The organism is Rhodobacter sp. P2_H5 (assembly GCF_056403335.1).
In genome coordinates this window covers 291,967-316,199 of the sequence record NZ_JBFUFS010000005.1, presented here as the reverse complement: position 1 = coordinate 316,199, position 24,233 = coordinate 291,967, and the positions used below count along the sequence as shown (strand labels likewise).

At 65.5% G+C, this 24,233-nt stretch carries 23 protein-coding genes and 1 pseudogene; 14 read left to right on the top strand and 10 right to left on the bottom strand.

Annotation, left to right across the window (positions count from 1 at the left end; all coding sequences use genetic code 11):
* Positions 1-39 precede the first annotated feature (39 nt).
* Both AC1DVR_RS09430 and AC1DVR_RS09425 read left to right on the top strand, forming a co-directional pair.
* A complete protein-coding gene (locus AC1DVR_RS09430) occupies positions 40-1,113 on the top strand; it encodes an AMP-binding protein (protein ID WP_478000297.1) in 1,074 nt (357 codons plus the stop codon).
* A complete protein-coding gene (locus tag AC1DVR_RS09425) occupies positions 1,110-2,195 on the top strand; it encodes a thiolase family protein (RefSeq protein WP_478000296.1) in 1,086 nt (361 codons plus the stop codon). Before AC1DVR_RS09430 ends, AC1DVR_RS09425 begins: the two co-directional genes overlap by 4 nt.
* 106 nt (positions 2,196-2,301) lie before the next feature.
* Here AC1DVR_RS09425 and AC1DVR_RS09420 read toward each other — a convergent pair whose 3' ends face one another.
* From AC1DVR_RS09420 to AC1DVR_RS09405, 4 genes are all read right to left on the bottom strand, one after another.
* Complete coding sequence (locus tag AC1DVR_RS09420) at positions 2,302-2,886, bottom strand: biotin transporter BioY (RefSeq protein ID WP_478000295.1); 585 nt, start codon at positions 2,884-2,886, stop codon at positions 2,302-2,304.
* A gap of 32 nt (positions 2,887-2,918) precedes the next feature.
* Positions 2,919-3,515, bottom strand: a complete 597-nt coding sequence (locus tag AC1DVR_RS09415; RefSeq protein WP_478000294.1) for an energy-coupling factor transporter transmembrane component T family protein — start codon at positions 3,513-3,515, stop codon at positions 2,919-2,921.
* Entirely contained in the window at positions 3,490-4,215 is a 726-nt protein-coding gene (locus AC1DVR_RS09410; RefSeq protein ID WP_478000293.1) for an energy-coupling factor ABC transporter ATP-binding protein, read from the bottom strand. The genes AC1DVR_RS09415 and AC1DVR_RS09410 overlap by 26 nt, the downstream gene beginning before the upstream one ends.
* Positions 4,216-4,370: 155 nt before the next feature.
* A complete protein-coding gene (locus AC1DVR_RS09405) occupies positions 4,371-5,648 on the bottom strand; it encodes a 4-aminobutyrate--2-oxoglutarate transaminase (protein ID WP_478000292.1) in 1,278 nt (425 codons plus the stop codon).
* A 194-nt stretch (positions 5,649-5,842) separates the two neighbouring features.
* Here AC1DVR_RS09405 and dprA point away from each other — a divergent pair, with 194 nt between their 5' ends.
* Together dprA and topA are read left to right on the top strand one after the other, a co-directional pair.
* Entirely contained in the window at positions 5,843-7,006 is a 1,164-nt protein-coding gene (gene dprA, locus AC1DVR_RS09400; RefSeq protein WP_478000291.1) for a DNA-processing protein DprA, read from the top strand.
* Positions 7,007-7,104: 98 nt separating this feature from the next.
* A complete protein-coding gene (gene topA, locus AC1DVR_RS09395) occupies positions 7,105-9,774 on the top strand; it encodes a type I DNA topoisomerase (RefSeq protein ID WP_478000290.1) in 2,670 nt (889 codons plus the stop codon).
* Positions 9,775-9,789: 15 nt separating this feature from the next.
* Here the strand turns inward: topA and choV are convergent, their stop codons facing one another.
* The 3 genes from choV to choX all read right to left on the bottom strand — a co-directional run bounded on the left by choV (position 9,790) and on the right by choX (position 12,645).
* Positions 9,790-10,815, bottom strand: coding sequence for a choline ABC transporter ATP-binding protein (gene choV / locus AC1DVR_RS09390; protein ID WP_478000289.1), 1,026 nt, complete (start codon positions 10,813-10,815; stop codon positions 9,790-9,792).
* Positions 10,815-11,648: a choline ABC transporter permease subunit gene (gene choW, locus AC1DVR_RS09385; RefSeq protein ID WP_478000288.1), complete on the bottom strand. Its 834-nt coding sequence runs from the start codon at positions 11,646-11,648 to the stop codon at positions 10,815-10,817. The genes choV and choW overlap by 1 nt, the downstream gene beginning before the upstream one ends.
* A gap of 61 nt (positions 11,649-11,709) precedes the next feature.
* The gene (gene choX, locus AC1DVR_RS09380) at positions 11,710-12,645 is read right to left on the bottom strand and encodes a choline ABC transporter substrate-binding protein (protein ID WP_478000287.1); all 936 of its coding nucleotides are present in this window, start codon (positions 12,643-12,645) and stop codon (positions 11,710-11,712) included.
* An 87-nt stretch (positions 12,646-12,732) separates the two neighbouring features.
* On the opposite strand from choX, the gene betI reads away from it, so the two are divergent.
* Positions 12,733-13,314 (top strand): choline-binding transcriptional repressor BetI, encoded by a 582-nt coding sequence (betI, locus tag AC1DVR_RS09375; RefSeq protein ID WP_478000286.1) that lies wholly within the window; start codon positions 12,733-12,735, stop codon positions 13,312-13,314.
* 75 nt (positions 13,315-13,389) lie between these two features.
* Entirely contained in the window at positions 13,390-15,042 is a 1,653-nt protein-coding gene (gene betA, locus AC1DVR_RS09370) for a choline dehydrogenase (protein ID WP_478000285.1), read from the top strand.
* Here betA and AC1DVR_RS09365 read toward each other — a convergent pair.
* Both AC1DVR_RS09365 and AC1DVR_RS09360 read right to left on the bottom strand, forming a co-directional pair.
* Entirely contained in the window at positions 15,011-15,475 is a 465-nt protein-coding gene (locus AC1DVR_RS09365; protein WP_478000284.1) for a CoxG family protein, read from the bottom strand. The two genes, betA and AC1DVR_RS09365, sit on opposite strands and share 32 nt — an antisense overlap.
* 133 nt (positions 15,476-15,608) lie before the next feature.
* Complete coding sequence (locus AC1DVR_RS09360) at positions 15,609-15,959, bottom strand: DMT family protein (RefSeq protein WP_478000283.1); 351 nt, start codon at positions 15,957-15,959, stop codon at positions 15,609-15,611.
* 214 nt (positions 15,960-16,173) lie between these two features.
* On the opposite strand from AC1DVR_RS09360, the gene AC1DVR_RS09355 reads away from it, so the two are divergent.
* From AC1DVR_RS09355 to AC1DVR_RS09340, 4 genes are all read left to right on the top strand, one after another.
* Positions 16,174-17,703: an acyl-CoA carboxylase subunit beta gene (locus tag AC1DVR_RS09355; protein ID WP_478000282.1), complete on the top strand. Its 1,530-nt coding sequence runs from the start codon at positions 16,174-16,176 to the stop codon at positions 17,701-17,703.
* On the top strand, positions 17,700-18,122 hold the full coding sequence (locus AC1DVR_RS09350) for a DUF6497 family protein (protein WP_478000281.1): 423 nt from the start codon (positions 17,700-17,702) through the stop codon (positions 18,120-18,122). The genes AC1DVR_RS09355 and AC1DVR_RS09350 overlap by 4 nt, the downstream gene beginning before the upstream one ends.
* Positions 18,123-18,168: 46 nt before the next feature.
* Entirely contained in the window at positions 18,169-18,564 is a 396-nt protein-coding gene (locus tag AC1DVR_RS09345) for a hypothetical protein (protein ID WP_478000280.1), read from the top strand.
* A 306-nt stretch (positions 18,565-18,870) separates the two neighbouring features.
* Positions 18,871-19,077 (top strand): hypothetical protein, encoded by a 207-nt coding sequence (locus AC1DVR_RS09340; protein ID WP_478000279.1) that lies wholly within the window; start codon positions 18,871-18,873, stop codon positions 19,075-19,077.
* Between the two features lie 766 nt (positions 19,078-19,843).
* On the opposite strand, the gene AC1DVR_RS09335 is transcribed toward AC1DVR_RS09340, so the two are convergent.
* Complete coding sequence (locus AC1DVR_RS09335) at positions 19,844-20,059, bottom strand: YjiS-like domain-containing protein (RefSeq protein WP_478000278.1); 216 nt, start codon at positions 20,057-20,059, stop codon at positions 19,844-19,846.
* A 272-nt stretch (positions 20,060-20,331) separates the two neighbouring features.
* On the opposite strand from AC1DVR_RS09335, the gene AC1DVR_RS09330 reads away from it, so the two are divergent.
* The 4 genes and pseudogenes from AC1DVR_RS09330 to ftsL all read left to right on the top strand — a co-directional run.
* On the top strand, positions 20,332-21,426 hold the full coding sequence (locus AC1DVR_RS09330) for an Mrp/NBP35 family ATP-binding protein (RefSeq protein WP_478000277.1): 1,095 nt from the start codon (positions 20,332-20,334) through the stop codon (positions 21,424-21,426).
* Positions 21,427-22,162: 736 nt separating this feature from the next.
* Positions 22,163-22,669, top strand: a complete 507-nt coding sequence (locus AC1DVR_RS09325; RefSeq protein ID WP_478000276.1) for a division/cell wall cluster transcriptional repressor MraZ — start codon at positions 22,163-22,165, stop codon at positions 22,667-22,669.
* Positions 22,670-22,678: 9 nt separating this feature from the next.
* Positions 22,679-23,725 (top strand): 16S rRNA (cytosine(1402)-N(4))-methyltransferase RsmH, encoded by a 1,047-nt coding sequence (rsmH, locus tag AC1DVR_RS09320; protein ID WP_478000275.1) that lies wholly within the window; start codon positions 22,679-22,681, stop codon positions 23,723-23,725.
* A pseudogene (gene ftsL, locus AC1DVR_RS09315) lies at positions 23,726-24,028 on the top strand (cell division protein FtsL); the annotation flags it as partial.
* Between the last annotated feature and the right edge of the window lie 205 nt (positions 24,029-24,233).

Genomic DNA, 24,233 nt, shown 5'->3' with positions numbered 1-24,233 from the left:
TTCGACGGGGCAGGGGCGGAGGTCTTTCGGGCGGCGCCGGTGGCGGGGGTCCTGCCCGACCGGCCGGCCGGGGCGGCGCTGGCGGCGCTTGCGGCGGCGGCCTTCCGCATCGGCGGCGCGGGGCCCGCGCCAGAGGCCGGCGCCATCCCGGTGTTCGAGACCCTGACCGGCGGCACCAGCGGCGCGCCGCGGCGGATCCGGCGCAGCCAGGCCAGCTGGATCGCCAGTTTCGCCGTCAACGCGCGGCTGTTCGGCATCGGGCCAGGGGTGCGGGTGGCGATCCTCGGCCGGCTCGTGCATTCGCTGGCGCTCTATGGCGCGGTCGAGGCGCTGCATCTGGGGGCCACGCTCCACCTGCTGGACGGCCAGCGCCCCGACCGCCAACGCGCAGCCCTTGCGGCGCGGCGGGTCGGGTTGGTCTATGCCACGCCGGTCCAGCTGCGCCTGCTGGCGGAGGCCGGGGGGCCGCTGTTGCCCGACCTGCGCCATGTTCTGGTCGGCGGCGCCAAGCTTGACCCCGGATTGCGGGTGGCCATGGCCACGATGGCCCCCGGCTGCACCCTCCACGAATTCTACGGCGCCGCCGAGGCCAGTTTCATCACCCTCGCAGGTCCCGACACGCCACCGGACTCGGTCGGTGCGCCCTATCCCGGGGTCGAGCTGCGGCTGGAGGGCGACGAGATCTTGGCCCGCAGCCCCTATCTCTTCGAGGCCTATGCCAGCGATCCCGGCTCCGCCCGCTGGCGGGACGGCTGGCTGTCGGTCGGCGAAAGGGGGAGCTTGCGCGATGGCCAGCTGTATCTCTCCGGCCGGGCCGGGCGCATGGTCAAGGTGGCCGATCAGGCGGTCTATCCCGAAGAGATCGAGGCTTTCCTGCTGGCCGCCCCCGGTGTCACCCGCGCCGCTGTCCTGCCGCGCAGTGACCCCAAGCGCGGGCTGCATCTGGTGGCGATCCTGATGGGCGATGCGGCGCAGGAGGCTGCGCTTCTGGCCGCACTCAGGACCGGGTTTGGCACGCTCAAGGCGCCAAAGGCGCTGATCTGGCGGCAGGATTGGCCGATGCTGCCCTCGGGCAAGACCGACCTCGCCGCGCTGGCCCGGATGCTCGGATGAGCTGGATCATCGCCGCCCGCCGCACTGCCGTGGCCCCCTTGGGCGGGGCTTTCCGCAGGCTTTTGCCGCATGATCTGGCCGCCCCGGTGATCCGGGCCTGCCTGGCCGATGCGGGGATCGGGCCGGAACAGGTGGATGAGGTGATCCTTGCCAATGCGCTGGGCGCCGGCGGCAATCCCGCGCGGCTGGCGGCGCTGGCAGCGGGGCTGCCGGAGCGTGTGGCCGGCCTCAGCATCGACCGGCAATGCGCGGGCGGGCTCGATGCGATCCTGCTGGCCCACGCCCTGGTCGAGAGCGGTGCCGCGCGGATCGTGGTGGCCGGGGGCGCCGAAAGCTACTCCCGCCGGCCGCTGCGTCTGGCGACCGACCCGGAGGGCGGCGCGGCGCAAGCCTATGACCGCCCGCCCTTCACGCCCTTCGCGGACCGCGATCCCGACATGCACGAGGCGGCGGCGGATCTGGCCCGGCGCCTTGGCTATTCCCGCGACATGCTCGACGCTTACGCGGTGCAGAGCCATGCCAAGGCGCTGGTGGGGCGCGACAGCAGCGCGGCGGAGATCGTCGCCCTGGCGGGCCTGTCACACGATGCCTTCACGCGGCGCCTGACCCCGGCCCTCGCAGCCCGGGCGCTGGCCCTCTGCGGGCCGATCACCGCGGCCAATGCGGCGGTGGCGGCGGATGCGGCGGCTTTCGTCGTGGTCTCGGCCACGCCCCTCGGGCCGAGGCCCATGCGGATCCTCGCCGGCGCCACCCGCGGCGATGCCCCGGATCAGCCCGGCACGGCCCCCCTCCGCGCCATGGCCGAGGTCATGGAGACCACGGGCACCGCTGCCGATGCGCTCGCCATGGCCGAGGTGATGGAGGCCTATGCCGCCCAGGCGATGGCCTGTATCGCGGGGGCGGGGCTGCCCCCCGGCATCGTCAACCCGCAGGGTGGCGCCTTGGCGCGCGGGCATCCGATCGGCGCCTCGGGCGCGATCCTGGCGGTGCGGCTGTTTCACGGGCTTGCCCAGGGCCGCGGCCTTGCCGCGATTGCCGCGGCAGGCGGGATCGGAACGGCCCTGCTGGTGGCGCGGGACTGAACTCCCCCCCGTTATTCGACGCGACATCCGGGCCGTGGCGCGCGCATGGAAAAAGGCGGAGGGTCAGACCCTCCGCCTTCCTGCGAAATTCACGCGCGCAACGGCCTCAGGTGCGCGACAAGACGGCGCTCGGGCGCATGCGGGCGATGGCCTGGGTGACCATGGCGGCCAGAGCCACCTTGATCAGGTCGCCCGGCAGGTACAGCATCGCCAGGGCGGCGGGCAGGGGGAGGGACGCGTGGAAGGGCAGGTTGGCAAACATCTTGCCGGCCGTCTCGGGCGACAGCATCGCGGCCAGAACCGGGATTCCGAACAGGTACATGACCACGATCCCGCCCAGGAATGCCCCCGCCAGTGCCGAGACGCCGATCTGCACACGCCAGTGTTCGACGATCCAGCCTGCCACAAAGGCCGCGACCGGGAAGCCGAACAGGAAGCCCGCCGACGGCCCGGTGAAGAGGCCGATCCCGCCACGCCCGCCCGACAGCAGCGGCAGGCCCGCCGCCACCAGCACCAGGAACAGGATCACCGCCAGCGCGCCGCGCTTCGCCCCAAGCACGGTGCCGCACAGCATGATGCCGAGGGATTGCGCGGTGATCGGCACGCCGGCCATCAGGTCGATCTTGGGGATAAGCCCCAGCACAGCAATCAAGGCAGCAAACAGGGCGATATGGGTGATATTGCGTTCCAAGGGCTTCTCCTGAGCTTGGGGGACGGGGGCACTTAGCCCGCTCCGCCGCGCGCACGCAAGGCTTCTGCCACGCGGTCCGCATCGTCAAGAGCGGCCAAAAGGGTAGGGACCAGCACGCGCCAGCCGGGTTTGCGCGGACTGCGCATGCGCCACGCCTCGGTGATCTGGGTGAAACGCAGCAGCATGACGGGCAGGAAGCGGATCACCAAGGCCACGGAAAGCCCGAGGATTTTCGGTGAAAGGCCAAGGGCGCGCAGCGGGCGGGCCAGCCAGGTGACGACGGCGATGATCTCGGCCAGCTGGGTCGTCATGGTGACGGCATTGGCAAGGCCAACCGTGGCCCCCATCCGCAGGATGACGGGGGCGGCGGCCAGGGGCTGGCCGATCCACAGGTGCCACAGCAGGGCTATGGCGGCAAAGGGCCAGAGGGGGCGCAGCATGACAGCCCAGGTCAGGGCGAAAGCCCAGCCGCCACTGGCGATCAGAAACAGCACCGCTGCCGCCGCCAGAACCAGCCACAGCCCGGTCAGATGCAGAACCAGCACTGTCCACAGACACAGGGTCGCCAGCTTGGCCGGGGCCGGCACCCCATGCGCCCAGGTCCTATGCGGAGAGGTCAGCGTCAGCATCCGCCTCTCCGATCCTTGCCATTTCTGCGGTGAACGCGGCCAGCACCGGCGCCGCCGCGCCGTCGCGCAACACGCGCCCCGCTTCCAGCCAGACCACCCGGTCGCAGCCCGCCACGGCCAGAGGATCATGGCTGATGGTGATGATCTGCTGCGACAGCCCGCTCAATCGGCGCCGCAGCCGGGCCTGCGCCGGCAAATCGAGTGCCGCGAAAGGTTCATCCAGCAACAGGGTCGCGGGCTGCATGGCCAGCACGGCCAAAAGGCACAGATACTGGCGCTGGCCCTGGCTCAGCGTGTGGGTCGCCGCCTCGAACCAATGGCTGCGCCCCTCCGCGGCCAACAAGGCGAGAACCGCGGTGCGCGCCTCTGCCGCCGTGCGGCCCATCTGGGTCAGGCCAAAGGCCAGCTCCTCGCCCACCGTGGGGAACAGGATCTGATGGTCGGGGTTCTGGAACAGGATGCCCACCTGCCGCAGCATGGCCTTGCGGTCCTTGGCCGGGTTCAGACCGGCCACCCGCACCGTTCCCGCGGTCGGCGGCACCAGCCCCGCCATCAGCCGCAAGAGACTGGTCTTGCCCGAGCCGTTACGCCCGACGATGCCAATCCGCGCCTCGGTCAGCGACAGCGAGATGTCGGACAGGATCGCCTTGTCCGCAACGCCAAACCCCGCGCCCGTCAGCACTATCCCTCGCTCCGCCATCCGCACCCCCAAATCCTTCCCCCGCGCTCTACCCTCGCCCCCGCCCGACCGCAAAGCAAAAAGGCGAACCCCAAGGCCCGCCCTTCATCCAGACAAAAATATCCTCCGGGGGGTCTGGGGGGCGGAAAGCCCCCCAGCCGGGTCCGCCGAGCGTCTCAGCCCTGTTGTGCCGCCGCGACCGAGGCTTCCAGGATGCCCATGGCTTCGGTGAAATGCGCGTCCGGAATGGTGATCGGGGCGAGGAAGCGCACCACGTTGCCGTAAACCCCGCAGGTCAGCAGGATCAGCCCGCGCTTTTGCGCCTCGTTCTTCACGCGGTTGGTGAAATCGGCGTCCGGCTCATGCGTCGCGGGCTTGGCGAACTCGACCGCGACCATGAAGCCCGGGCCGCGGATGTCAGAGATTTCCGGCGTGGTGGCGCGGATCGATTCGAGCTTCTGCTTCAGGCGGCTGCCCAGTTCGTTGGCGCGGGCGCAAAGCTTCTCCTCTTCGATCACGTCCAGCACGGCATGGGCCGCCGCGATCCCGATCGGGTTGCCGCCATAGGTGCCGCCGAGGCCGCCGGGATTGGCCGCATCCATCAGGCTGGCCTTGCCGGTCAGCGCCGCGATCGGGAAGCCGCCGCCGAGGCCCTTGGCCATGGTGGTGATATCGGCGGCGACACCGTAGCCTTCCATCGCGAACATCGTGCCGGTGCGGGCAAAGCCGGTCTGCACCTCATCGGCGATCATCACGATGCCGTTGTCGTCGCAGAGCTTGCGGATCGCCTTCACCAGATCGGCCGGGGCCGGATAGAAGCCACCCTCGCCCTGCACCGGTTCAAAGATGATCGCAGCCACGCGGCCCGGGTCGAGGTCGGCCTTGAAGAGCTTGGTGATCCCCGCCATCGCATCGGCGGTGGAGATATTGTGGACCTCCTGCGGGAAGGGGACGTGGTAGACGTCGGGCATCATCGCGCCGAAGCCCTTCTTGTAGGGCTCGACCTTGCCGGTCAGGGTCATGCCCATGAAGGTCCGGCCATGGAACGCGCCGCCAAAGGCGATGACCGCCGAACGCCCGGTGGCAAAGCGCGCCACCTTGATCGCGTTCTCGACCGCTTCCGCGCCGGTGGTCACGAAGACCGTCTTCTTGGCGAAATCGCCCGGCACCGCGGCATTCAGACGCTCGGCCAGATGGATGTAATTCTCATAGGGCAGGACCTGGTGGCAGGTGTGGGTAAAGCGCTCCAGCTGCTTTTGCACCGCTTCGATCACCTTGGGGTGACGGTGGCCGGTGTTGACCACTGCGATACCGGCCGCAAAGTCGATGTAGCGGTTGCCCTCGATGTCCCAGACTTCGGCGTTCAGCGCCTTGTCGACATAGATCTGGGTTTGCATCCCCACGCCACGGGCGATGGAATCAGTCCGGCGAAGGGCAACGTCTGCGTTTTTCATGGGTCTCTCCAATGCGCCGCAGGGCCTGAGCGGCTTTCGCGCTATTTGATCAAACTTTTGGCCCTGCTTCAATCCCGCCAGCGGCAAAATTCGGCGGCCTGCGACAGACTGGCACGAGATTCCCGCCGAATCGGGGGCCGCCTTCACGCTTCGTTAACCTTCTGCCCGACACTCTGCCCTGGAAGGGAGCTGCCATGCCCGCCAGATACGAAGATTCCGCACCGCACGGACCGGCACAGGAAGATCCGGTCCTGTGGCTGCAACTGATCCGCTCGCGCCGGATCGGGCCGGTGACCTTTCACCGGATCGTCGCCGAACAGGGCGGGGTGGAGGCCGCGCTGCTGGCTTTGCCGGAGATCGCGCGCGCCGCTGGCGTGACGGAATATGAGGTCTGTCCGATTGGCGTGGTCCGGCACGAGCTGGCGCAGGGCAGGGCTGCCAAGGCGCGGCTTCTGCTGCACGGCCAGCCGGGCTATCCGCAGGCCCTGATGGATCTGGACGATGCGCCGCCGATCCTCTGGGCGCAGGGCGATATCTCGTTGCTCGCGCGGCCGATGGTGGCGCTGGTGGGGGCGCGCAACGCCTCCTCGCTGGGTTTGCGCATGGCGCGCCGCTTGGCGGAGGCGCTGGGGGCCGCGGGGCAGGTCGTCGTCTCGGGTCTGGCGCGCGGGGTGGATGCCGAGGTGCATCAGGCGACTTTGGCCACCGGCACAGTGGCGGTGCAGGCCGGCGGGGTCGACGTGATTTACCCCGCCGAGAATGCCGATCTGGCGGCGCAAATCCTCGCCCGTGGCTGCCGCCTTTCCGAACAACCGATGGGGATGGAGCCGCAAAGCCGGCATTTCCCGCTGCGCAACCGGATCATCTCGGGCCTGGCGCGCGGTGTGGTGGTGGTGGAGGCGGCGGCGAAATCCGGATCGCTCATCACGGCCGAGGCCGCGCTGGAACAGGGGCGCGAAGTGTTCGCCGTGCCCGGCCACCCCTTTGACGCCCGCGCCGCCGGCTGCAACCGGCTGATCCGCGACGGGGCAACGCTGGTGCGCGGCGCGCAGGATATCTTCGACGTGCTGGGCATCACCGGCAAAGCGCCCGCCCCCCAAGCCGAAACCATGCCGGAGCCCAAGGCTGCAGCCTTGCCCGACCCCTTGCCCGGGCCGGTGCCACCGCGCCGCAGCCTGACCGATATTGCCGCGATTCACAGCCTGATCCTCGCCCGGCTTGGCCCCTCGCCGCTGCCCGAGGATCAGCTGATCCGCGATCTGGCCCTGCCGGCCGCCGCGCTCTCGCCCGAGCTTCTCTCGCTGGAGCTGGACGGCAAGATCGAACGCCAGTCCGGCGGCCTGATTTCGCGCCTTTAAACCCGCGTTACGGCCCCGGTTGACATTCCCCACCAATGACACACATCTTGCCGCGCTGCGCGGATCGCTGTTCCTGCGGTCTTGGTGAAAGGAATTCCATGCCTGTCGTCGTTGTCGAATCCCCTGCTAAAGCCAAGACAATCAACAAATATCTGGGCTCCAACTACACGGTCCTGGCCTCTTACGGCCATGTCCGCGATCTGCCGCCCAAGGATGGTTCGGTCAACCCCGAAGACAATTTCGCGATGACCTGGGAGGTTGCGGCCGATAGCCGCAAGCATATCAAGGCCATCACCGACGCGCTGAAGACCGATGACGAACTGATCCTCGCAACCGACCCTGACCGCGAAGGCGAGGCGATTTCCTGGCACCTGGCCGAGGCTTTGGCCCCGGTGATCCTGAAGGGCAAGAAGAAGGTCAGCCGTGTGACCTTCAACGCGATCACCAAGGCCGCCGTGACCGAGGCGATGGCCCATCCGCGCCAGGTCGACCAGCCCTTGGTCGAGGCCTACCTCGCCCGCCGCGCTTTGGACTATCTCGTGGGCTTTACCCTGTCGCCGGTCCTGTGGCGCAAGCTGCCGGGGGCAAAGTCCGCTGGCCGGGTGCAATCGGTCTGCCTGCGGCTGATCGTGGAACGCGAGATGGAGATCGAAGCCTTCCGCGCTCAGGAGTTCTGGAGCGTGACTGCCGTTCTGGCCACCCCGCGCGGCCAGGAATTCGAGGCGCGTCTGGTTCTGCTGGGCGGCAAGAAGTTGGACAAATTCGACATTCCGACCGCCGAAGCAGCCGAATTGGCGGTGGCGGCTATTGATCATCGAACCTTCAGCGTCAAAGGCGTGGAAAAGAAGCCCGCGACGCGCAACCCCTATCCGCCCTTCATGACCTCGACCCTGCAGCAGGAGGCGAGCCGCAAATACGGCATGGGCGCCAAGGCCTGCATGTCGGCGGCGCAGCGGCTTTATGAGGCGGGTTACATCACCTATATGCGGACAGACGGCATCGACATGGCGCCCGAAGCCGTGATGTCGGCGCGCGATGTGATCAAGGCGACCTTCGGGCCGACCTATGTGCCCGACAGCCCGCGCATGTACAAGAACAAGGCCAAGAACGCGCAGGAGGCCCATGAATGCATCCGCCCGACGGATATGTCGGCGGCACCCGAAAAGCTGCGTCTGGCCGAGGCCGATCAACGCAAGCTGTACGATCTGATCTGGAAGCGCACCATTGCCTCGCAGATGTCAGCCGCCCGGATGGAACGGACGGTCGTGGATATCCTGTCGCCCGATGGCCAGGTCGGCCTGCGCGCCAATGGCCAGGTCGTGCTGTTTGACGGCTTCCTGAAGGTCTATGACGAGGGCCGCGACGACGACGGCGACGAAGAGGGCCGCCTGCCGCAGATCATGGAAGGCGAGGCGGCTGAAAAGCGCAAGGTCACGCCCGAACAGCACTTCACCCAGCCGCCGCCGCGCTACAGCGAGGCGACTTTGGTCAAGCGGATGGAAGAACTGGGCATCGGTCGGCCCTCGACCTATGCCTCGGTCATCACCACAATTCAGGACCGCGAATATGTCCGCAAGGACAAGAACCGCCTGATCCCCGAGGACAAGGGGCGTCTGGTCACGGCCTTCCTGACCAACTATTTTCGCCGCTATGTCGAATACGACTTCACGGCCGATCTCGAGACGGAGCTGGATGACGTCTCGGCCGGCTCGCGCACCTATACGGAAGTTCTCAGCCGCTTCTGGCGCGATTTTTCTGCGGCGATTGCCGAGACCGCCGATTTGCGCATCAGCGAAGTGCTGGACAAGATTGACGAATTCCTGGCGCCGCACCTCTACCCGCCGCGTGCCGATGGATCTGACCCGCGCATCTGCCCGACCTGTGGCACCGGCAAGCTGCATCTGAAAACCGCCCGCTCGGGTGGTGCTTTCATCGGCTGCGGCAATTATCCCGAATGCCGCTACACCCGCCCGATCGCGGGAGGCGAGGATACGGCGACGGTCGATGGCAAGGTTCTGGGGCAGGAGGATGGCCTCGATATCTCGATCCGTACCGGGCGCTTCGGACCTTACGTCCAGAAGGGCGAGGCCACGACCGAACAGCCCAAGCCGCCACGCGCCAGCCTGCCGAAAGGCTGGCCGCCGGAAGACTTGACGCTGGAACGCGCGCTGCAACTGCTGCATCTGCCGCGCATCGTGGGCAACCATCCCGAGGATTCCGCCCCGGTGGAGGCCGCGATTGGCCGCTTTGGCCCCTATGTGAAGCACAATTCGACCTATGCGAACCTGCCGGATGTCGAGGAGGTCTTCACCATCGGCATGAACCGCGCGGTCGAGGTTCTGGCGCAGAAGCTCGCCGGGCGTCCGGGACGCGGGGCGGCGCCTGCCGGGCCGCTCAAGGAGCTGGGTGAGCATCCGGAGGGCGGGGCGATCTCGGTCATGCCGGGGCGTTACGGGCCTTACGTCAAATGGGGCAAGGTCAATGCGACGATCCCCAAGGCCGGCGATCCGATGGAGCTGACGGTGGAAGAGGCGGTGGCGCTTCTGACCGAAAAAGCCGGCAAGACCCCGGCCAAGAAGACCCGTGCCAAGCCGGCGGCGGCCAAACCGGCGGCGGCCAAGAAAACCACCGCCGCAGCCAAACCTGCGGCCAAGAAGGCGGCCCCCAAGGCGGCAGCCGCCAAGACCACGGCGGCAACCACGGCGGCGAAAAAGCCTGCGGTGAAGAAAGCGGCGCCCAAGAAAGTGGCAGGTGGGGCCGAGGGCTGACCTCGGCCCTCAGCCTTACCCGTTGCGCGGGTTGATCAGCCGCGCCATCAGCGAAGCCGCCTTGACCACCCCGATTCGCGCGCCCTCATGGGTGACGGCCAGTTCGGTGACGCCCTTGGACAGAAGCTCCATCACGGCCTTCACCGGCACTTCGGCATCTACGGCGGCGGGGGCGGCGCTGTCGCCCGGCTCCATCACGTCGCGGGCGGTCAGCACGGCCATCGGGTTCATGTGGGCCACGAAATCGGCGACGTAATCGGACACCGGATTGGCGATGATCTCGCGCGCGGTGCCGATCTGGACGATGCGTCCGCCCTCCATCAAAGCGATGCGGTCGCCGAGCTTGAAAGCCTCGTCCAGGTCGTGGCTCACGAAGATGATCGTGCGTTTCAGCTTGGCCTGCAGGTCCAGAAGTTCGTCCTGCAGCCTTGCGCGGATCAGCGGGTCGAGGGCCGAGAAGGGCTCGTCCATCAGAAGGATCGGCGCCTGCGTGGCAAAGGCGCGGGCGAGGCCGACGCGCTGCTGCATGCCGCCCGACAATTCGCCGACCTTGCGTTCGGCCCATTGGGTCAGGTTGACGAGGGCAAGCTGTTCATCCACCTTGGGCTTGCGGGCGGCGGCATCAAGCCCTGCCAGTTCCAACCCGAGGCCGACATTCTCGCGCACCGTGCGCCAGGGCAGCAGGCCAAACTGTTGAAAAACCATCGCAACCCGGGTCAGGCGCAGGTGGCGCAGCGTGTCCTTGTCGGCCTTGGTGACCGAAACCATCTTGGAGCCGTCGCTGATCCGCACCTCGCCGCGCACCACCGGGTTCAACCCGTTGACGCCGCGCAGCAGGGTGGATTTGCCGGAGCCGGACAGGCCCATCAGCACCAGAATCTCGCCCTCGGCCACGGTCAGGGTACAGTCATGCACACCAAGGATCTGGCCGGTCTGGGCCTGAATGTCGGACCGGGTGTCGCCCTTGTCCATCAGGGGCAGGGCCTGGTCGGGGTGATCGCCAAAAACGATCGAAACGCAGTCGAATTCTACGGCGGTCATCACTTCACCTCACGCTGGAAGATGCTGCGCAAGGCGATGGCGACGACGACGATGACGAAGCCGGATTCGAACCCTTTGGCGGCGTTGACGGAAGCCAGGGCGCGCATCACCGGCACACCGAGGCCATTGGCGCCCACCATCGAGGCGATGACCACCATCGACAGCGACAGCATGATGGTCTGGTTCAACCCGACCATGATCTGGGGCAGGGCCCAGGGCAGTTCGACCTTCCACAGGCGCTGCGAGGGCGTGGCGCCGAAGGCGGTCGCGGCCTCCAAGAGGGCGGTGGGGGTGGAGGCCACGCCCAGTTCGGTCAGGCGGATCGGCGCGGGCAGGACGAAGATCACCGTGGCGATCAGGCCCGGCACCATGCCGATGCCGAAGAAGATGATGGCCGGGATCAGGTAGACGAAGGTCGGCAGGGTCTGCATCAGGTCGAGGATCGGCGAGATGGCGGCGTTCAGCCGGGGCTTGTGGGCGCAGGCGATGCCGATCGGCACGCCGATCGCCATGCAGACGGCGCAAGAGGACAGGATCAGGGTCAGACTCTCGGTGGTTTCTTTCCAATAGCCCTGGTTGACCACGAAGAGAAAGCCAAGCCCCACGCCGACGCAGATCTTCCAGTTCCGTTGCAGAAACCAGGCGAGCGCCACGAAAACCGCGATCAGAACCAAGGGGTTGGGCGCTTGCAAGAGCCACAGGAACCCGGCGATCAGCGATTCAAGAACGACCGAGATCGTATCGAAAATCGCCGTCATATGGGTCTTCATCCAGACGAAGATCACATTCGCCCCCGGTCCCACCGGAATCTTGTTTGCCGTCAGCCAGTCCATCCTGCTCGCGCCCACCTTTGGATAAGATAAGGCCCCGGAACCGCTCCGGGGCCTTGAGGTTTCACTTCAGCGCGGCTTCGACCGCAGCCACGGCATCGCCACCGTCCTTGGTGGTCACGCCGTCGAGCCAGGGCTTCCAGACCGCTTCATTAGCGGCAGCCCAGGTCTTGGCGGCCACGGCCGGATCGGTGCCGTCATCCAGAATAGCCCCCATCAGGGCGTTTTCCATGTCGAGCGAGAAGACCAGGTTGGACAGGAACTTGCCGGTGTTCGGGCATTCCTTGGTGTAGCCGGCGCGGATGTTGGTGTAGACGGTCGCGCCGCCAAGGTTCGGACCGAAGAAGTCGTCGCCGCCGGTCAGATAGGTCATCTTGAAGTTCTTGTTCATCGGATGCGGTTCCCATCCGAGGAAGATGATCGGCTTCTTGGCGTTATCTTCCTTGGCGACCTGCGCCAGCATCCCCTGTTCGGAGCTTTCGACCAGTTCGACCTTGGCATCTTTCAGGCCAAAGGCGTTCTTGTCGATCATGTCGAGGATCAGCTTGTTGCCGTCATTGCCGGCCTCGATCCCGTAGATCTTGCCGTCCAGATCGGCGGCATGCGGGGCGATGTCCTTGAAATCCTTGATGCCAAGGGCGGCGCCGGCCTCGTTCGTGGCGAGGGTGTATTTGGCCCCCTCCAGGTTGGCGCGCAGCGATTCGACGGTTTTGGCATCCAGATAGGGTTGGATGTTCGACGCCATGGTCGGCATCCAGTTGCCGAGGAAAACATCGACATCGCCTTTGGCCAGACCTTCATAGGTCACCGGCACCGACAGAACCTGGGTTTCGGTCTGGTAGCCCAGAGCCTGCAGAATCAGCGAGGACACCGCCGTGGTCGAGGTGATGTCGGTCCAGCCGACATCCGAGAAGGTCACTTTGTCGCAGCCAGCGGCAAAGGCAGAACCCGTAAGGGCGAAAGTCACCGCAGAGGCGAGCAAGGCGGACTTGAAGGTCATCTGAGACTCCCTGGTTTTTTGTTGATTGACGAGTCAATAAACTTCAGACTAGCTACCAAAAGCAAGCCTTTTTAGCAGCAGGAACACATGCCGAAGCTTGGAATGGAGCCTATACGGAAAGAAGCGCTCGTCAAAGCCACGATCACCGAGATCGGGCGGGCGGGCTCTCTCGACGTGACGGTGAGCCAGATTGCCAAAAGGGCAGGCATGTCGAGTGCGCTGGCGCACCACTATTTCGGCGGCAAGGAAGAGATGTTCCTCGCCGCCATGCGCCATGTGATGACGATTTACGGCGCCGAAGTGCGGGGTGCCTTGTGCGTGGCGCAGTCGCCGGCCGAACGGCTGGAGGCGATCTTGCGCGCCTCCTTCGGGCCGGCGAACTTCCGGCGCGAGGCGGTGGGGGCCTGGCTCAACTTCTGGGTCCTGGCGCAGACCGTGCCCGAGGCGCGTCGCCTGCTTGCGGTCTATCAGCGGCGGCTGCGGTCGAACCTGCTGGTCGGCTTGCGGCCCCTGGCGGGCGCGCGGGCCGAGGCGATCGCCGATGGCATCGGCGCGCTGATCGACGGGCTTTATCTGCGGGAAGTGTTGAAATCCGGCCCGCCGGACGGGGCGGCGGCGGTGGCCGTGGCGCTGGATTATCTGCGGGCGCAGTTGACCAATTTGAAGTGAAAGACGCGGGCCTCAGCGGAGGGCGCGTCAGGGGTTCAGACCAGAAAGAGGCGTGCCTTCGGGTGCGAAAGCAGGATGCAGGCGGAATATGTGATCATCGGTTCGGGTTCGGCGGGTTCGGCCCTGGCTTACCGTCTGGGCGAGGCGGGCCATTCGGTCGTGGTGATCGAAGCGGGCGGCACCGATATCGGCCCCTTCATCCAGATGCCGGCGGCCTTGTCCTATCCGATGAACATGGCGCGCTACGACTGGGGCTTTCATTCCGAACCCGAGCCCTATCTGGGCGGGCGAGTTCTGGCCACGCCGCGGGGCAGGGTGATCGGCGGGTCCTCCTCGATCAACGGGATGGTCTATGTCCGCGGCCACGCCCGCGACTTTGACACCTGGGAGGACATGGGCGCGCAAGGCTGGTCCTATGCCGATGTGCTGCCCTATTTCAAACGGATGGAAAACTGGCACGGGTCGGAGACCCCTTCGGAGTTTCGCGGCACCGATGGGCCTTTGCACATCACCCGCGGCCCACGGAAGAACCCGCTGTTCAACGCCTTCATCGAATCGGGGCGGCAGGCCGGCTACAACATCACCGAAGATTACAACGGCCAGGCCCAGGAAGGCTTCGGCGCGATGGAGGCCACGATCTGGAAGGGTCGGCGCTGGTCTACTGCCAATGCTTATCTGAAACCCGCGCTGAAAACCGGCAAGGTGCAGGTCTATTACGGTCTCGCCCGCAAGGTGGTGATCGAGGACGGTCGTGCCACCGGGGTCGAGGTCTCGCGCGGCGACAAGGTCGAGGTGATCTCGGCCAGCCGCGAGGTGATCGTTGCCGCCTCCAGCATCAACACGCCGAAGATCCTGATGCATTCCGGCATCGGCCCGGCAGCGCATCTGACGGAAATGGGAATTCCGGTGGTGGCCGACCGTCCCGGCGTCGGCGCCAATCTGCAGGACCATCTGGAACTCTATCTGCAATTCGCGGCCTCTCAGCCGATCACGCTCTACAAATACTGGAACCTCTGGGGCAAGGCCTTGATCGGGGCGCAGTGGTTGTTCACCGGCAAGGGGCTGGGGGCGTCGAACCAGTTTGAAAGCTGCGGCTTCATCCGCTCAAAGGCCGGGGTGGAATATCCTGATATCCAATACCATTTTCTGCCCATCGCTGTGCGCTACGATGGCAAGGCCTCGGCCCACGGTCACGGCTTTCAGGTCCACACCGGGCCGATGCGGTCGAAATCGCGGGGGGCTGTCACGCTCCGCTCACCCGATCCCTTGGCGCCGCCGAAGATCCTGTTCAACTATATGTCCGAAGCCTCGGATTGGGAGGATTTCCGCACCACGATCCGCCTGACCCGCGAGATTTTCGAGCAGGACGCGATCCGCCCCTATATCAAGTCCGAAATCCAGCCCGGCGCCGCCGTGCAATCGGATGCCGAGTTGGACGGCTTCATCCGCGAACATGTCGAAAGTGCCTATCACCCCTGCGGGACGGCCCGCATGGGGCGGCGGGATGACCGGATGGCGGTGGTGGACCCCGAACTGCGGGTGATCGGGGTCGAGGGCCTGCGCGTCGCCGACAGCTCGATCTTCCCGCAAGTGACCAATGGCAACCTCAACGGCCCCTCGATCATGACCGGCGAAAAGGCCGCCGATCACATCCTGGGCAAGGGCATGCTGGCCCGCTCGAATCTTGAGCCCTGGATCAATCCGAACTGGCGGACTTCTCAGCGCTGAGGGCAGGGGTGCGACCCTCGGCCTGCTGGCGCAGACGCTGGAACAGGGTCTTGACCCCGATCTGAACCGAATCGGCGCGGTCTTCGACCAGGCGCCCGGCCAGGCCGTGCGATTCCAGCACGCCGTCCCATTTCAGCGCCGGGCCGGCGGCGATCTCCAGCATCAGTTTGATCTTGCCGCCGATCAGATGCGAGGCGTCGATCTGCAGGGTATAGGCGCCGGGCTCGGGCTTCTTGTGAAGGATCAGATGGCCGTGCAGGTTGATCGTGATCGGGCCGACCTTGCGGCGGATCACGAAGGCGATGCTTTCGCCGGTCTTGGCGCCGACCTCGCAGCCCTCCGGAACGATCCGGGCCAGTGCCTCCGGGTCGGCCAGCAGGGCCACCACTTTCTCGGGCGGACAGGTCGTGCGGATCATTCCGTCAATCTGCATCATCGGCTCCTTGCATGGCTTTCTTCCCTGTTAGCCAAGCCCCCCAAAGGGCGCAAGCCTTGCGCCGGCCGATGACCGGCGTCAGAGGCCGACGGGGCACAGGAACGGCACGGCACGGGCAAAAGCCCGCATCCTACCACTTGTGGAAGATGAAAAAACCGCCAAGCGCGATGAAGGCGAAACCGATGCCCTGGCTCCAGGTGACCGGCTCTTTCAGGTAGAAGGTCGAGAAGACCGCAAAAACCACCAGGGTGATGATCTCCTGGATGCTTTTCAGCTGGGCCGCGTTGTAGACGCCGCTGCCGATGCGGTTGGCCGGCACCTGCAGCGTGTATTCGAAGAGCGCGATGCCCCAGCTGACGAGGATCACCGTGATCAGGCTGGTGGTCTTGAACTTGAGGTGGCCATACCAGGCGAAGGTCATGAAGACGTTCGAGCCGATCAGCAAAAGGATGGTCAGGATGGGGGCGGGGATCAGGGGCATGAAAGGAACCTTGGCTGTTTTGGCGGTCATAGCGCAGCAAGCTGCATGGCAAAAGGGCGGGGGGCAGATGTTTCAAGGGCATAGAGGGATATTTGCATAAGTATGAAAGCGAACAGTGGTTCCTTCACGGGATTTTGCTTTCGGCAGGGGCGGCGCACTCCTATGGTGGCGCAAAGCGCCGGGACAACCGGCGGACCGGCAGGGGGGGCGCACCATGGACATTCTCGCAGAGCTTGAGACGCGACGTGCGGCGGCGCGGGCGGGGGGTGGTTTGCGGCGGGTCGAGGCGCAGCATGGCAAGGGCAAGCTGACGGCGCGGGAGCGGGTGGAGCTCTTGCTCGACGAGGGGTCCTTCGAAGAGTTCGACATGTTCGTGGCCCACCGCTGCACTGACTTTGGCATGGAATCCGACCGGCCCGCGGGCGATGGCGTGGTGACCGGCTGGGGCACGGTGAATGGCCGGATGGTCTATGTCTTTTCCCAGGATTTCACGGTGTTCGGTGGGTCCCTGTCGGAAACCCATGCTGAAAAGATCTGCAAGATCATGGATATGGCGATCCAGAACGGCGCGCCCGTCATCGGGATCAACGATTCCGGTGGGGCGCGGATTCAGGAAGGTGTGGCCTCGCTGGCCGGCTATGCCGAGGTGTTTCAAAGGAACATCATGGCCTCGGGCGTGGTGCCGCAGATCTCGCTGATCATGGGGCCCTGTGCCGGTGGGGCGGTCTATTCGCCCGCCATGACCGACTTCATCTTCATGGTGAAGGATTCGTCTTACATGTTCGTCACCGGCCCCGATGTGGTGAAAACCGTGACGAACGAGGTGGTGACGGCCGAGGAACTCGGCGGCGCCTCGACCCATACCAGGAAAAGCTCGGTCGCCGATGGCGCCTATGAGAACGACATCGAAATGCTGGCCGAAGCGCGCCGGTTGATCGACTTTTTGCCGCTCAACAACCGTCAGAAGGCCCCGGTCCGCCCCTTCTTCGACGCGCCCGACCGGCTGGAGTCGAGCCTCGACACGCTGATCCCCGACAACCCCAACCAGCCCTATGACATGAAGGAACTGATCCTGAAGGTCGCGGATGAGGGCGATTTCTTTGAAATCCAACGCGATTTCGCCGGCAACATCATCACCGGCTTCATCCGGCTCGAAGGCCAGACGGTCGGCGTGGTGGCCAATCAGCCGATGGTGCTGGCGGGATGTCTGGACATCGACAGCTCGCGCAAGGCGGCGCGGTTTGTCCGCTTCTGCGACGCCTTCGAAATCCCGATCCTGACCTTTGTCGATGTGCCGGGCTTCCTGCCCGGGGTGGCGCAGGAGTTGGGCGGCGTCATCAAGCACGGCGCGAAACTGCTCTTCGCCTATGGCGAGGCGACGGTGCCCAAGGTGACTGTGATCACAAGGAAAGCCTATGGCGGGGCCTATGACGTGATGGCGTCGAAACACCTGCGCGGCGATTTCAACTATGCCTGGCCGACGGCGGAAATCGCCGTGATGGGGGCCAAGGGCGCGGTGGAGATCCTCTACCGCTCCGAACTTGGCGACAAGGACAAGATCGCGGCCCGCGTGGCAGACTACGAGACCCGCTTTGCCAACCCCTTCGTGGCGGCCGAAAAAGGCTTCATCGACGAGGTGATCCGCCCGCAATCGACCCGCAAAAGGGTCGCGCGGGCCTTCGCCTCGCTGAGAAGCAAGAAGCTGACCAACCCCTGGAAAAAGCACGACAATATCCCGCTATGATCACCCGGACCCCCATGCACCTGCTTTTGGGCCTCTGCCTGCTTCTGCCGCTTGCCGCCCCTTTGGCCGCCCGGGCCGAAGACCCGATCGCGCTGCCGTCGGGCCAGAAGGTCACGCTGCTGGAGGTTCTGTCGAACATTCCCGGCAATGACGGGCTGGCGGTGCGCTACCGTTTTCTCGCCCCCGAGATCGCCCGCGAGGGTGGCACGCTCGATGCCGAAACGGCGGGCAAGGACATGGACTGGCTTTGCACCACCTATGTCCTGCCGCGGCTGAGCCAGAACGGCCCGAAACCGGCCGAGATCGTGATCTCGATGTCGGACCGCGACGTGCCTTTTGGCGAAGAGCATCCCGAGGCCACACAGTTTTTCAACTCTTACGCCATTGCGGACGGCGCCTGTGAGTGGGAGATGTTCTGAATGGCTCTTGCGGCCAATCAAACACCTCTCTGAGAAAGGCCCGCCCATGCTGAAGCATCGCGGATTCCCCGGTCGTCTGCCCGGAACCGATTTTCAATTCACCATCCGCCGCGCCAATATGAAGGACGGCCCGACCAAGATCACCAAACGCGAGCGCTTTCGCGACCGCAAACACGCCGACCGGCTGGCCGATGAAGGCTTCATGGCCGCCCTCTGGCAGTATTTCGGCGAGGAGCCCTTCGAGCGCGGCAATCTGGATGCCGGCCGCCTGTCCTGGCTGTTTGGGCGCGAGGTGGTGCCGGCGGAAGACCCGTTCAACCCGGCCGATTACGACGCCATGCTGAAGATCGACGTCGCCCGCGCCCGTGCGTCCTTTCCGGCGGTTTTTGCGGTGGATGCGCCCGATGCACTTGGCGGTGGCGACGACGACTGGGACGAATAGGCGCGCTTCCGCGCAAGGTCTTGGCAAAATGGCAAATTACAGCGTAGCGCCGCGATTGTCGGGTTTCGGGGTTTGAAATGACCGCACCGATGCCCCACCTTGATAGCAGGCCGGCAGGTCGCAGACTGCCTGTCGTTCTTCGCTTAGACTGTTACCTTCCCTTCGACTCGGGCTCGATCCATTGCGGATCGGGCCACTTTTCTCCGAATGTGCGAAACATTGCCAACGGGTAAAATCAGCCTTTGCCTATTCCTGCGAAAAGTACGATTCTGGCGTCACAACAACCCTTCAAAGAGGCAGTTCTACATGTACAAATCCCTTGCACTTCTCGCTGTTCTTTCCACCGTCGCGCTTTCGGGCTGCATGGAAAACGGTGTCAATTCGAATTGCGCGGCGCTCGGCGCCGTGGGCGGCGCGGCACTCGGTGCTGCGACCAGCAACAACCTCGCACAAAGCGCCCTGATCGGCGGCGTGGCTGGTGCGGTCGCTGGTGACCAGGGCTATTGCCGGTAATCAGCTGACGCAGCTGCGCTGACCGCGCGGCGCTGACAGTTCTGCAGAAACCACCCGGGCCTCGTGCCCGGGTGGTTTTTTCTTGCCCGCCGTCCCGCCAGCAGGGGGCAGAAATGCAAAAGGCCCGCAAGGAATGCGGGCCGTCTCGGACGTCTGAAGGGGAGGTGCGGCGATCCCAGGGAGGAGGTTGGGATCGCCGCTGGTCCGTGGGCCCGAGGGAGGAGGAGAGGGCCCGCGTACATCGGTGGACCGGAGGGTCCGAATTCCGCGACGGCAGCCCGGGAGGAGGTGGGCGCCGCCGCAATCACCTTGCCCAGGGAGGAGGTTGGGCATCGGCTATCTCTGGGGCTTTGCGCCCCGAATGGGTTGGTGCGGCAACCCCAGGGAGGAGGTTGGGGTTGCCGCTGGTCCGTGAGCCCGAGGGAGGAGGAGAGGGCCCGCGTACACCGTCCGGGCTTGCGCCCGTATTTCGCAGCGACACCGGGAGGAGGTGATGTCGCCGCTGTTGTCCTTGCCCAGGGAGGAGGTTGGGCTTGGACACATCTCGTGGGGCAAGGCCCCGGGGTAGAGTGGCGGCAACCCCAGGGAGGAGGTTGGGGTCGCCGCCGGTCCGAAAGGCCCATGGGAGGAGGAGAGGGCCTTCGAAGTCTTCAGCAGGATCTGCCTGCCATTGTAGAAAAGCGACGACACCAGGGAGGAGGACAGTGTCGCCGCACTTGACCAAGGACCTGCAGGGAGGAGGTTGCAGGCCAGGGCAAGATTAAAATCAGGCGCCGTAAGCCGCCTCGCGGGCCACGCTCACCAGGGACGAACGGTCCATCCCCAGATCGGAGAGGTCACGCTCCGACAGGTTGCGCAGTTCGTAGAGGGTCTGGTTGAACACGCGGCGGCGTTCGATCTGATCCTTCACGACTTTCACGATCGCGGCGAAGCGGTCGGAAAAGCTCACTTGCACGGAGCGGGTCGAGTTCACATATGCCATCATCAGCCTCACATTCTTTGTCTTGGCGTTCGGTCCGTCGCGGTTCGTTTCCGTCAGGTCCGTTGCTGTTAGGGCAAACATGGGCCAATTGCTGCGCTTGCACAATAGCCCCTTGCCTCAATGCCGCCATGCAGCAAGCGCATGGCTTTATTTCACAAAATCTTCAACTTTATCAGCGGGATCGCTGTTTTATTGGGCAGAAAGTTAACACTGGCTTGCCCTTTGCTGCATTCCGGAACACCTTGCGAAGGCCTTAAGCATAGGAGAAAGCCATGTCCCTCACGCGTGAAGCGGTTGTCGCGGTGCTGGCCCGGGTTGCCACACCCACCGGCGGCACCCTGGTGAGCGACGATTTGATTCGTGCACTAACGATGGAAGACGGTGTGATCCGCTTCGTCATCGAGGCGCCGACCCCAGATATGGCGCGCGCCCTGGCCGCGGCGCATCACGAGGCCGAGGCCGCCCTGCGCGCCTTGCCCGGTGTGACCAGCGTGCAGGCGGTGATGACGGCGCATGGCCCGGCGGCGCGTCCGGCCCCCGCGGCGCCCTCTGCGGCGCCGCCCGCGCTGAAGGTCGGCGGCCATCCGACGCCGCACCAGGGCGGCCCGGCGCGGGTCAGCGGGATCGACCGGATCATCGCCGTGGCCTCGGGCAAGGGCGGGGTCGGCAAATCGACGGTCGCCTCGAACCTCGCGGTGGCCTTGGCGCGGCAGGGGCGGCGGGTCGGGCTGCTGGACGCCGATATCTACGGCCCGAGCCAGCCGCGGATGATGGGCGTCTCCAAGCGCCCGGCCTCGCCCGACGGCAAGACGATCGAGCCTTTGATCGCGCATGGCGTCACCATGATGTCGATCGGTCTGATGCTGAAGGAAGACGAGGCGGTGATCTGGCGCGGGCCGATGCTGATGGGCGCCTTGCAGCAGCTGATCAACCAGGTGGCCTGGGGGCAGCTTGACGTGCTGGTCATCGACCTGCCGCCCGGCACCGGCGACGTGCAGCTGACGCTGGCGCAGCGCACGCATCTGACCGGGGCCATCGTCGTCTCCACCCCGCAGGACGTGGCGCTGCTGGATGCGCGGAAGGCGCTCGACATGTTCTCCAAGCTGAAGGTGCCGGTTCTGGGCCTGATCGAGAACATGTCCACCTATATCTGCCCGAACTGCGGCCATGAGGCGCATATCTTCGGTCATGGCGGCGTGGCGGCCGAAGCCCTGAAGCTGGACCTGCCCTTCCTCGGCGAATTGCCCCTCAATCTGGAGGTGCGGATGGCCGGCGATGCCGGCACGCCGATTGCGGCGACCGACAGCCCCTTGGCCGAGCCTTACATGCGGCTCGCCCGGCGGCTGATCGACGGCGGGATGGGTTGAGGCAAGGAACAGGGCAGGGCCGGGGGGAGAGATCCTTCCGGCCCTGCGCTTATGTGGACCCTGTCATGGATATTTGGGTCTGGATGAAGGGGGCGAGGCGCGCCAGGTGCCCGGTGGAGGGTTCTGTCCGGGAAACCGCCCCACCAGACCGCGCCCTGAGGCGGCGGATTCGGGAAAACCCGGACGGTCGCGGCCTCACGGGCGATCACGCGCGGGTGATTCGGCGTGATTTCTCCGGGAAACTGCCCCACCGGGTGGTTTCCGGACGATCGGCCCCCGATTTTGTGTGATTTTCAAGCAACAGGCGGCGGTTCTTGTGAGGCTGTGCGCCCGCTAAATCTGGGGAGCGTTCGCAGTCGCCCCACTAGCTATGGATTTTTGCGAACAAGATCTTGCGCGCGGCGCGGCTCGAGAACAACAAGTGGGGCGCTTTCCCGAAATTTCCCTTGAAGTGGGGCGACCTCCCGGGCATAAACATCTCAAGAGACGGGCAGTACTTACAGGGCGGACGACAAGCCCAAAATAAAAGAGCCAGAGGCAGGTTCATACAGGCTACCCCCTCTCAAAAAAGACAATCGAATCCGGCGCGTGGCGCGAGCAGACATCTCCCCCAAGATGGCGCGCGAAGCCGGACGCCCAGCGATGGGACAGGCGGCGGACCCTGCAGTGGCAGCAGCAAGGTCCGCCGTATTTTTTTACGCCCTGTGCTTGGGGCTTACAAGGAGGCCGCAAGGCCGTGGCGACAGAGACGTTCAGGGGCGAACACTACCTGAAGGTAGATTCCAAGGGCCGCGTCATGCTGCCCGCGCCCTTCCGACATGTCTTTGATGCCGCCGACAAACCCGCCTCGGGCGCCGGTTTTCAGATCCTTCTGGTCTATGGCGGCACCGACCGCGCCTTTGTCGAAGGCTTCACGCAAGCCGGGGCCGAGGAACTGGACCGCCGGATCAGCCAGCTGCCGATGGGCTCGGATGAATACGAGCTTGCCAACGCCATTTTCTACGAACAATCCGTCAGCATCGAGACCGACAAGGACGGCCGCTTCAGCCCGCCGCCGCAGGTCCGCGAAAAGCTTGACCTGCCGAAGGAAGAGGTCGAACTGGCCTTCATCGGCTCCAAGCATTCTTTCCGCATCTGGCGCGCCGACACCTACCGTCTGCGCCGCAAGCCTGTCATTCAGGCGCTGGAATCCAAACTTCTCGCCGGTGCCGACCCGTCGTCGCTGCTCCAGACAACCATTTAGGGGGACGAAGTGCAGACAAGCGATCCGCTGCCCGATCGCAAACCACATATCCCGGTTTTGCTGCGTCCTTTGCTGGAGGCCGTCGCACCGGTCGGCGGCGTCTGGCTTGATGGCACCTTCGGGGCAGGGGGCTATGCCCGTGGCTTGCTGGAGGCCGGGGCCGCCAAGGTCATCGGCATCGACCGCGACCCCCTGGCGCATCAGATGGCTGCCCCCTGGGCCGGCGCTTATGGCGACCGGCTGAAACTGGTTGAGGGGACCTTCTCGCAGCTTGATAGCCTCGCCGGCGAGCCGCTGGACGGGGTTGTTCTCGACCTTGGCATCTCCTCGATGCAGATCGACCAGGCCGAGCGCGGGTTTTCCTTTCAGAAAGACGGCCCCCTCGACATGCGGATGAGCCAGGAGGGCCAGTCCGCCGCCAATATCGTCAACACGGCGGGCGAGGGCGAGATCGCCGATATCCTCTATGTCTATGGCGAAGAGCGCGCCTCGCGCCGGATCGCCCGCGCGATTGTCGAGGCGCGAACCAAGGCGCCCTTCGAGACGACTTTGCAGCTGGCCGAGGTCATCTCGCGCTGTCTGCCGCGGCCGAAGCCCGGGCAGAGCCATCCGGCCACCCGCAGCTTTCAGGCCCTGCGCATCGCCGTCAATGCCGAGTTTTCCGAACTGGCTCAGGGACTTGCCGCCGCCGAACGCGCGCTGAAGCCCGGCGGGATGCTGGCGGTTGTGACCTTCCACAGCCTGGAAGACCGCATCGTCAAACGCTTTTTCCAGCAGGCCTCGGGGAACGAGGCCAATGCCAATCGCTATGCCCCCGTCAAGGCCACCAGCACCGCCCGCTTCGATCTGATCAACAAGCGCGCGATCGAGCCGGACGAGGAAGAGCTTCAGGACAATCCGCGCGCCCGCTCGGCCAAGCTGCGCGTGGCGCGCCGGACCGCCGCCCCGCCGGTCGCGGTCAACCCCGCCGATATCGACGTGCCGCAGACCTCGAAGTTGCAAAACTCCAAATCGCAGAACGCCCGCACCCACGCCGCCTATAAAGGAAGCCGCTGAATGCGCCCTGTGCTTTACATCCTGTCCTTTCTGGCCGTCCTCGGCCTGGCCTTCTGGGCCTACCGCGAGAATTACGCGACCCAGCACCAGTTGAAGAAGATGGCCGCCGTGCAGGATGAGATCGCCTCGCTGCGCGACGAGATCGCGATGCAGAAGGCGGAGTGGGCTTACCTCAACCGGCCGGCGCGGCTGCGCGATCTGGCAGCAATGAACTTTGACCGGCTGGGTCTGATGCCGATCGACCCTGACCAGCTGAGCAGCGCCAACCAGATCCAGATGCCGCCGCCGCCCGCCGTTGTCATCACCGGCACCGTGGCCACCGAAGGTTCGCTGGATGCGCCGGATCTGGGGGCAGCGCCGGAGCCTGTGGTGGCCAAGATCGCCGCCCCGAAGGTCGCGGCGGCGAAGACTGCGGCGCCGAAGAACGCGGTTGCCAAGGACGCGGCGCCCAAGGTGGCTGCGGCGGTTGCGACCACGGCGGCGGCGACGATCCTGGTCTCCTCGGTCG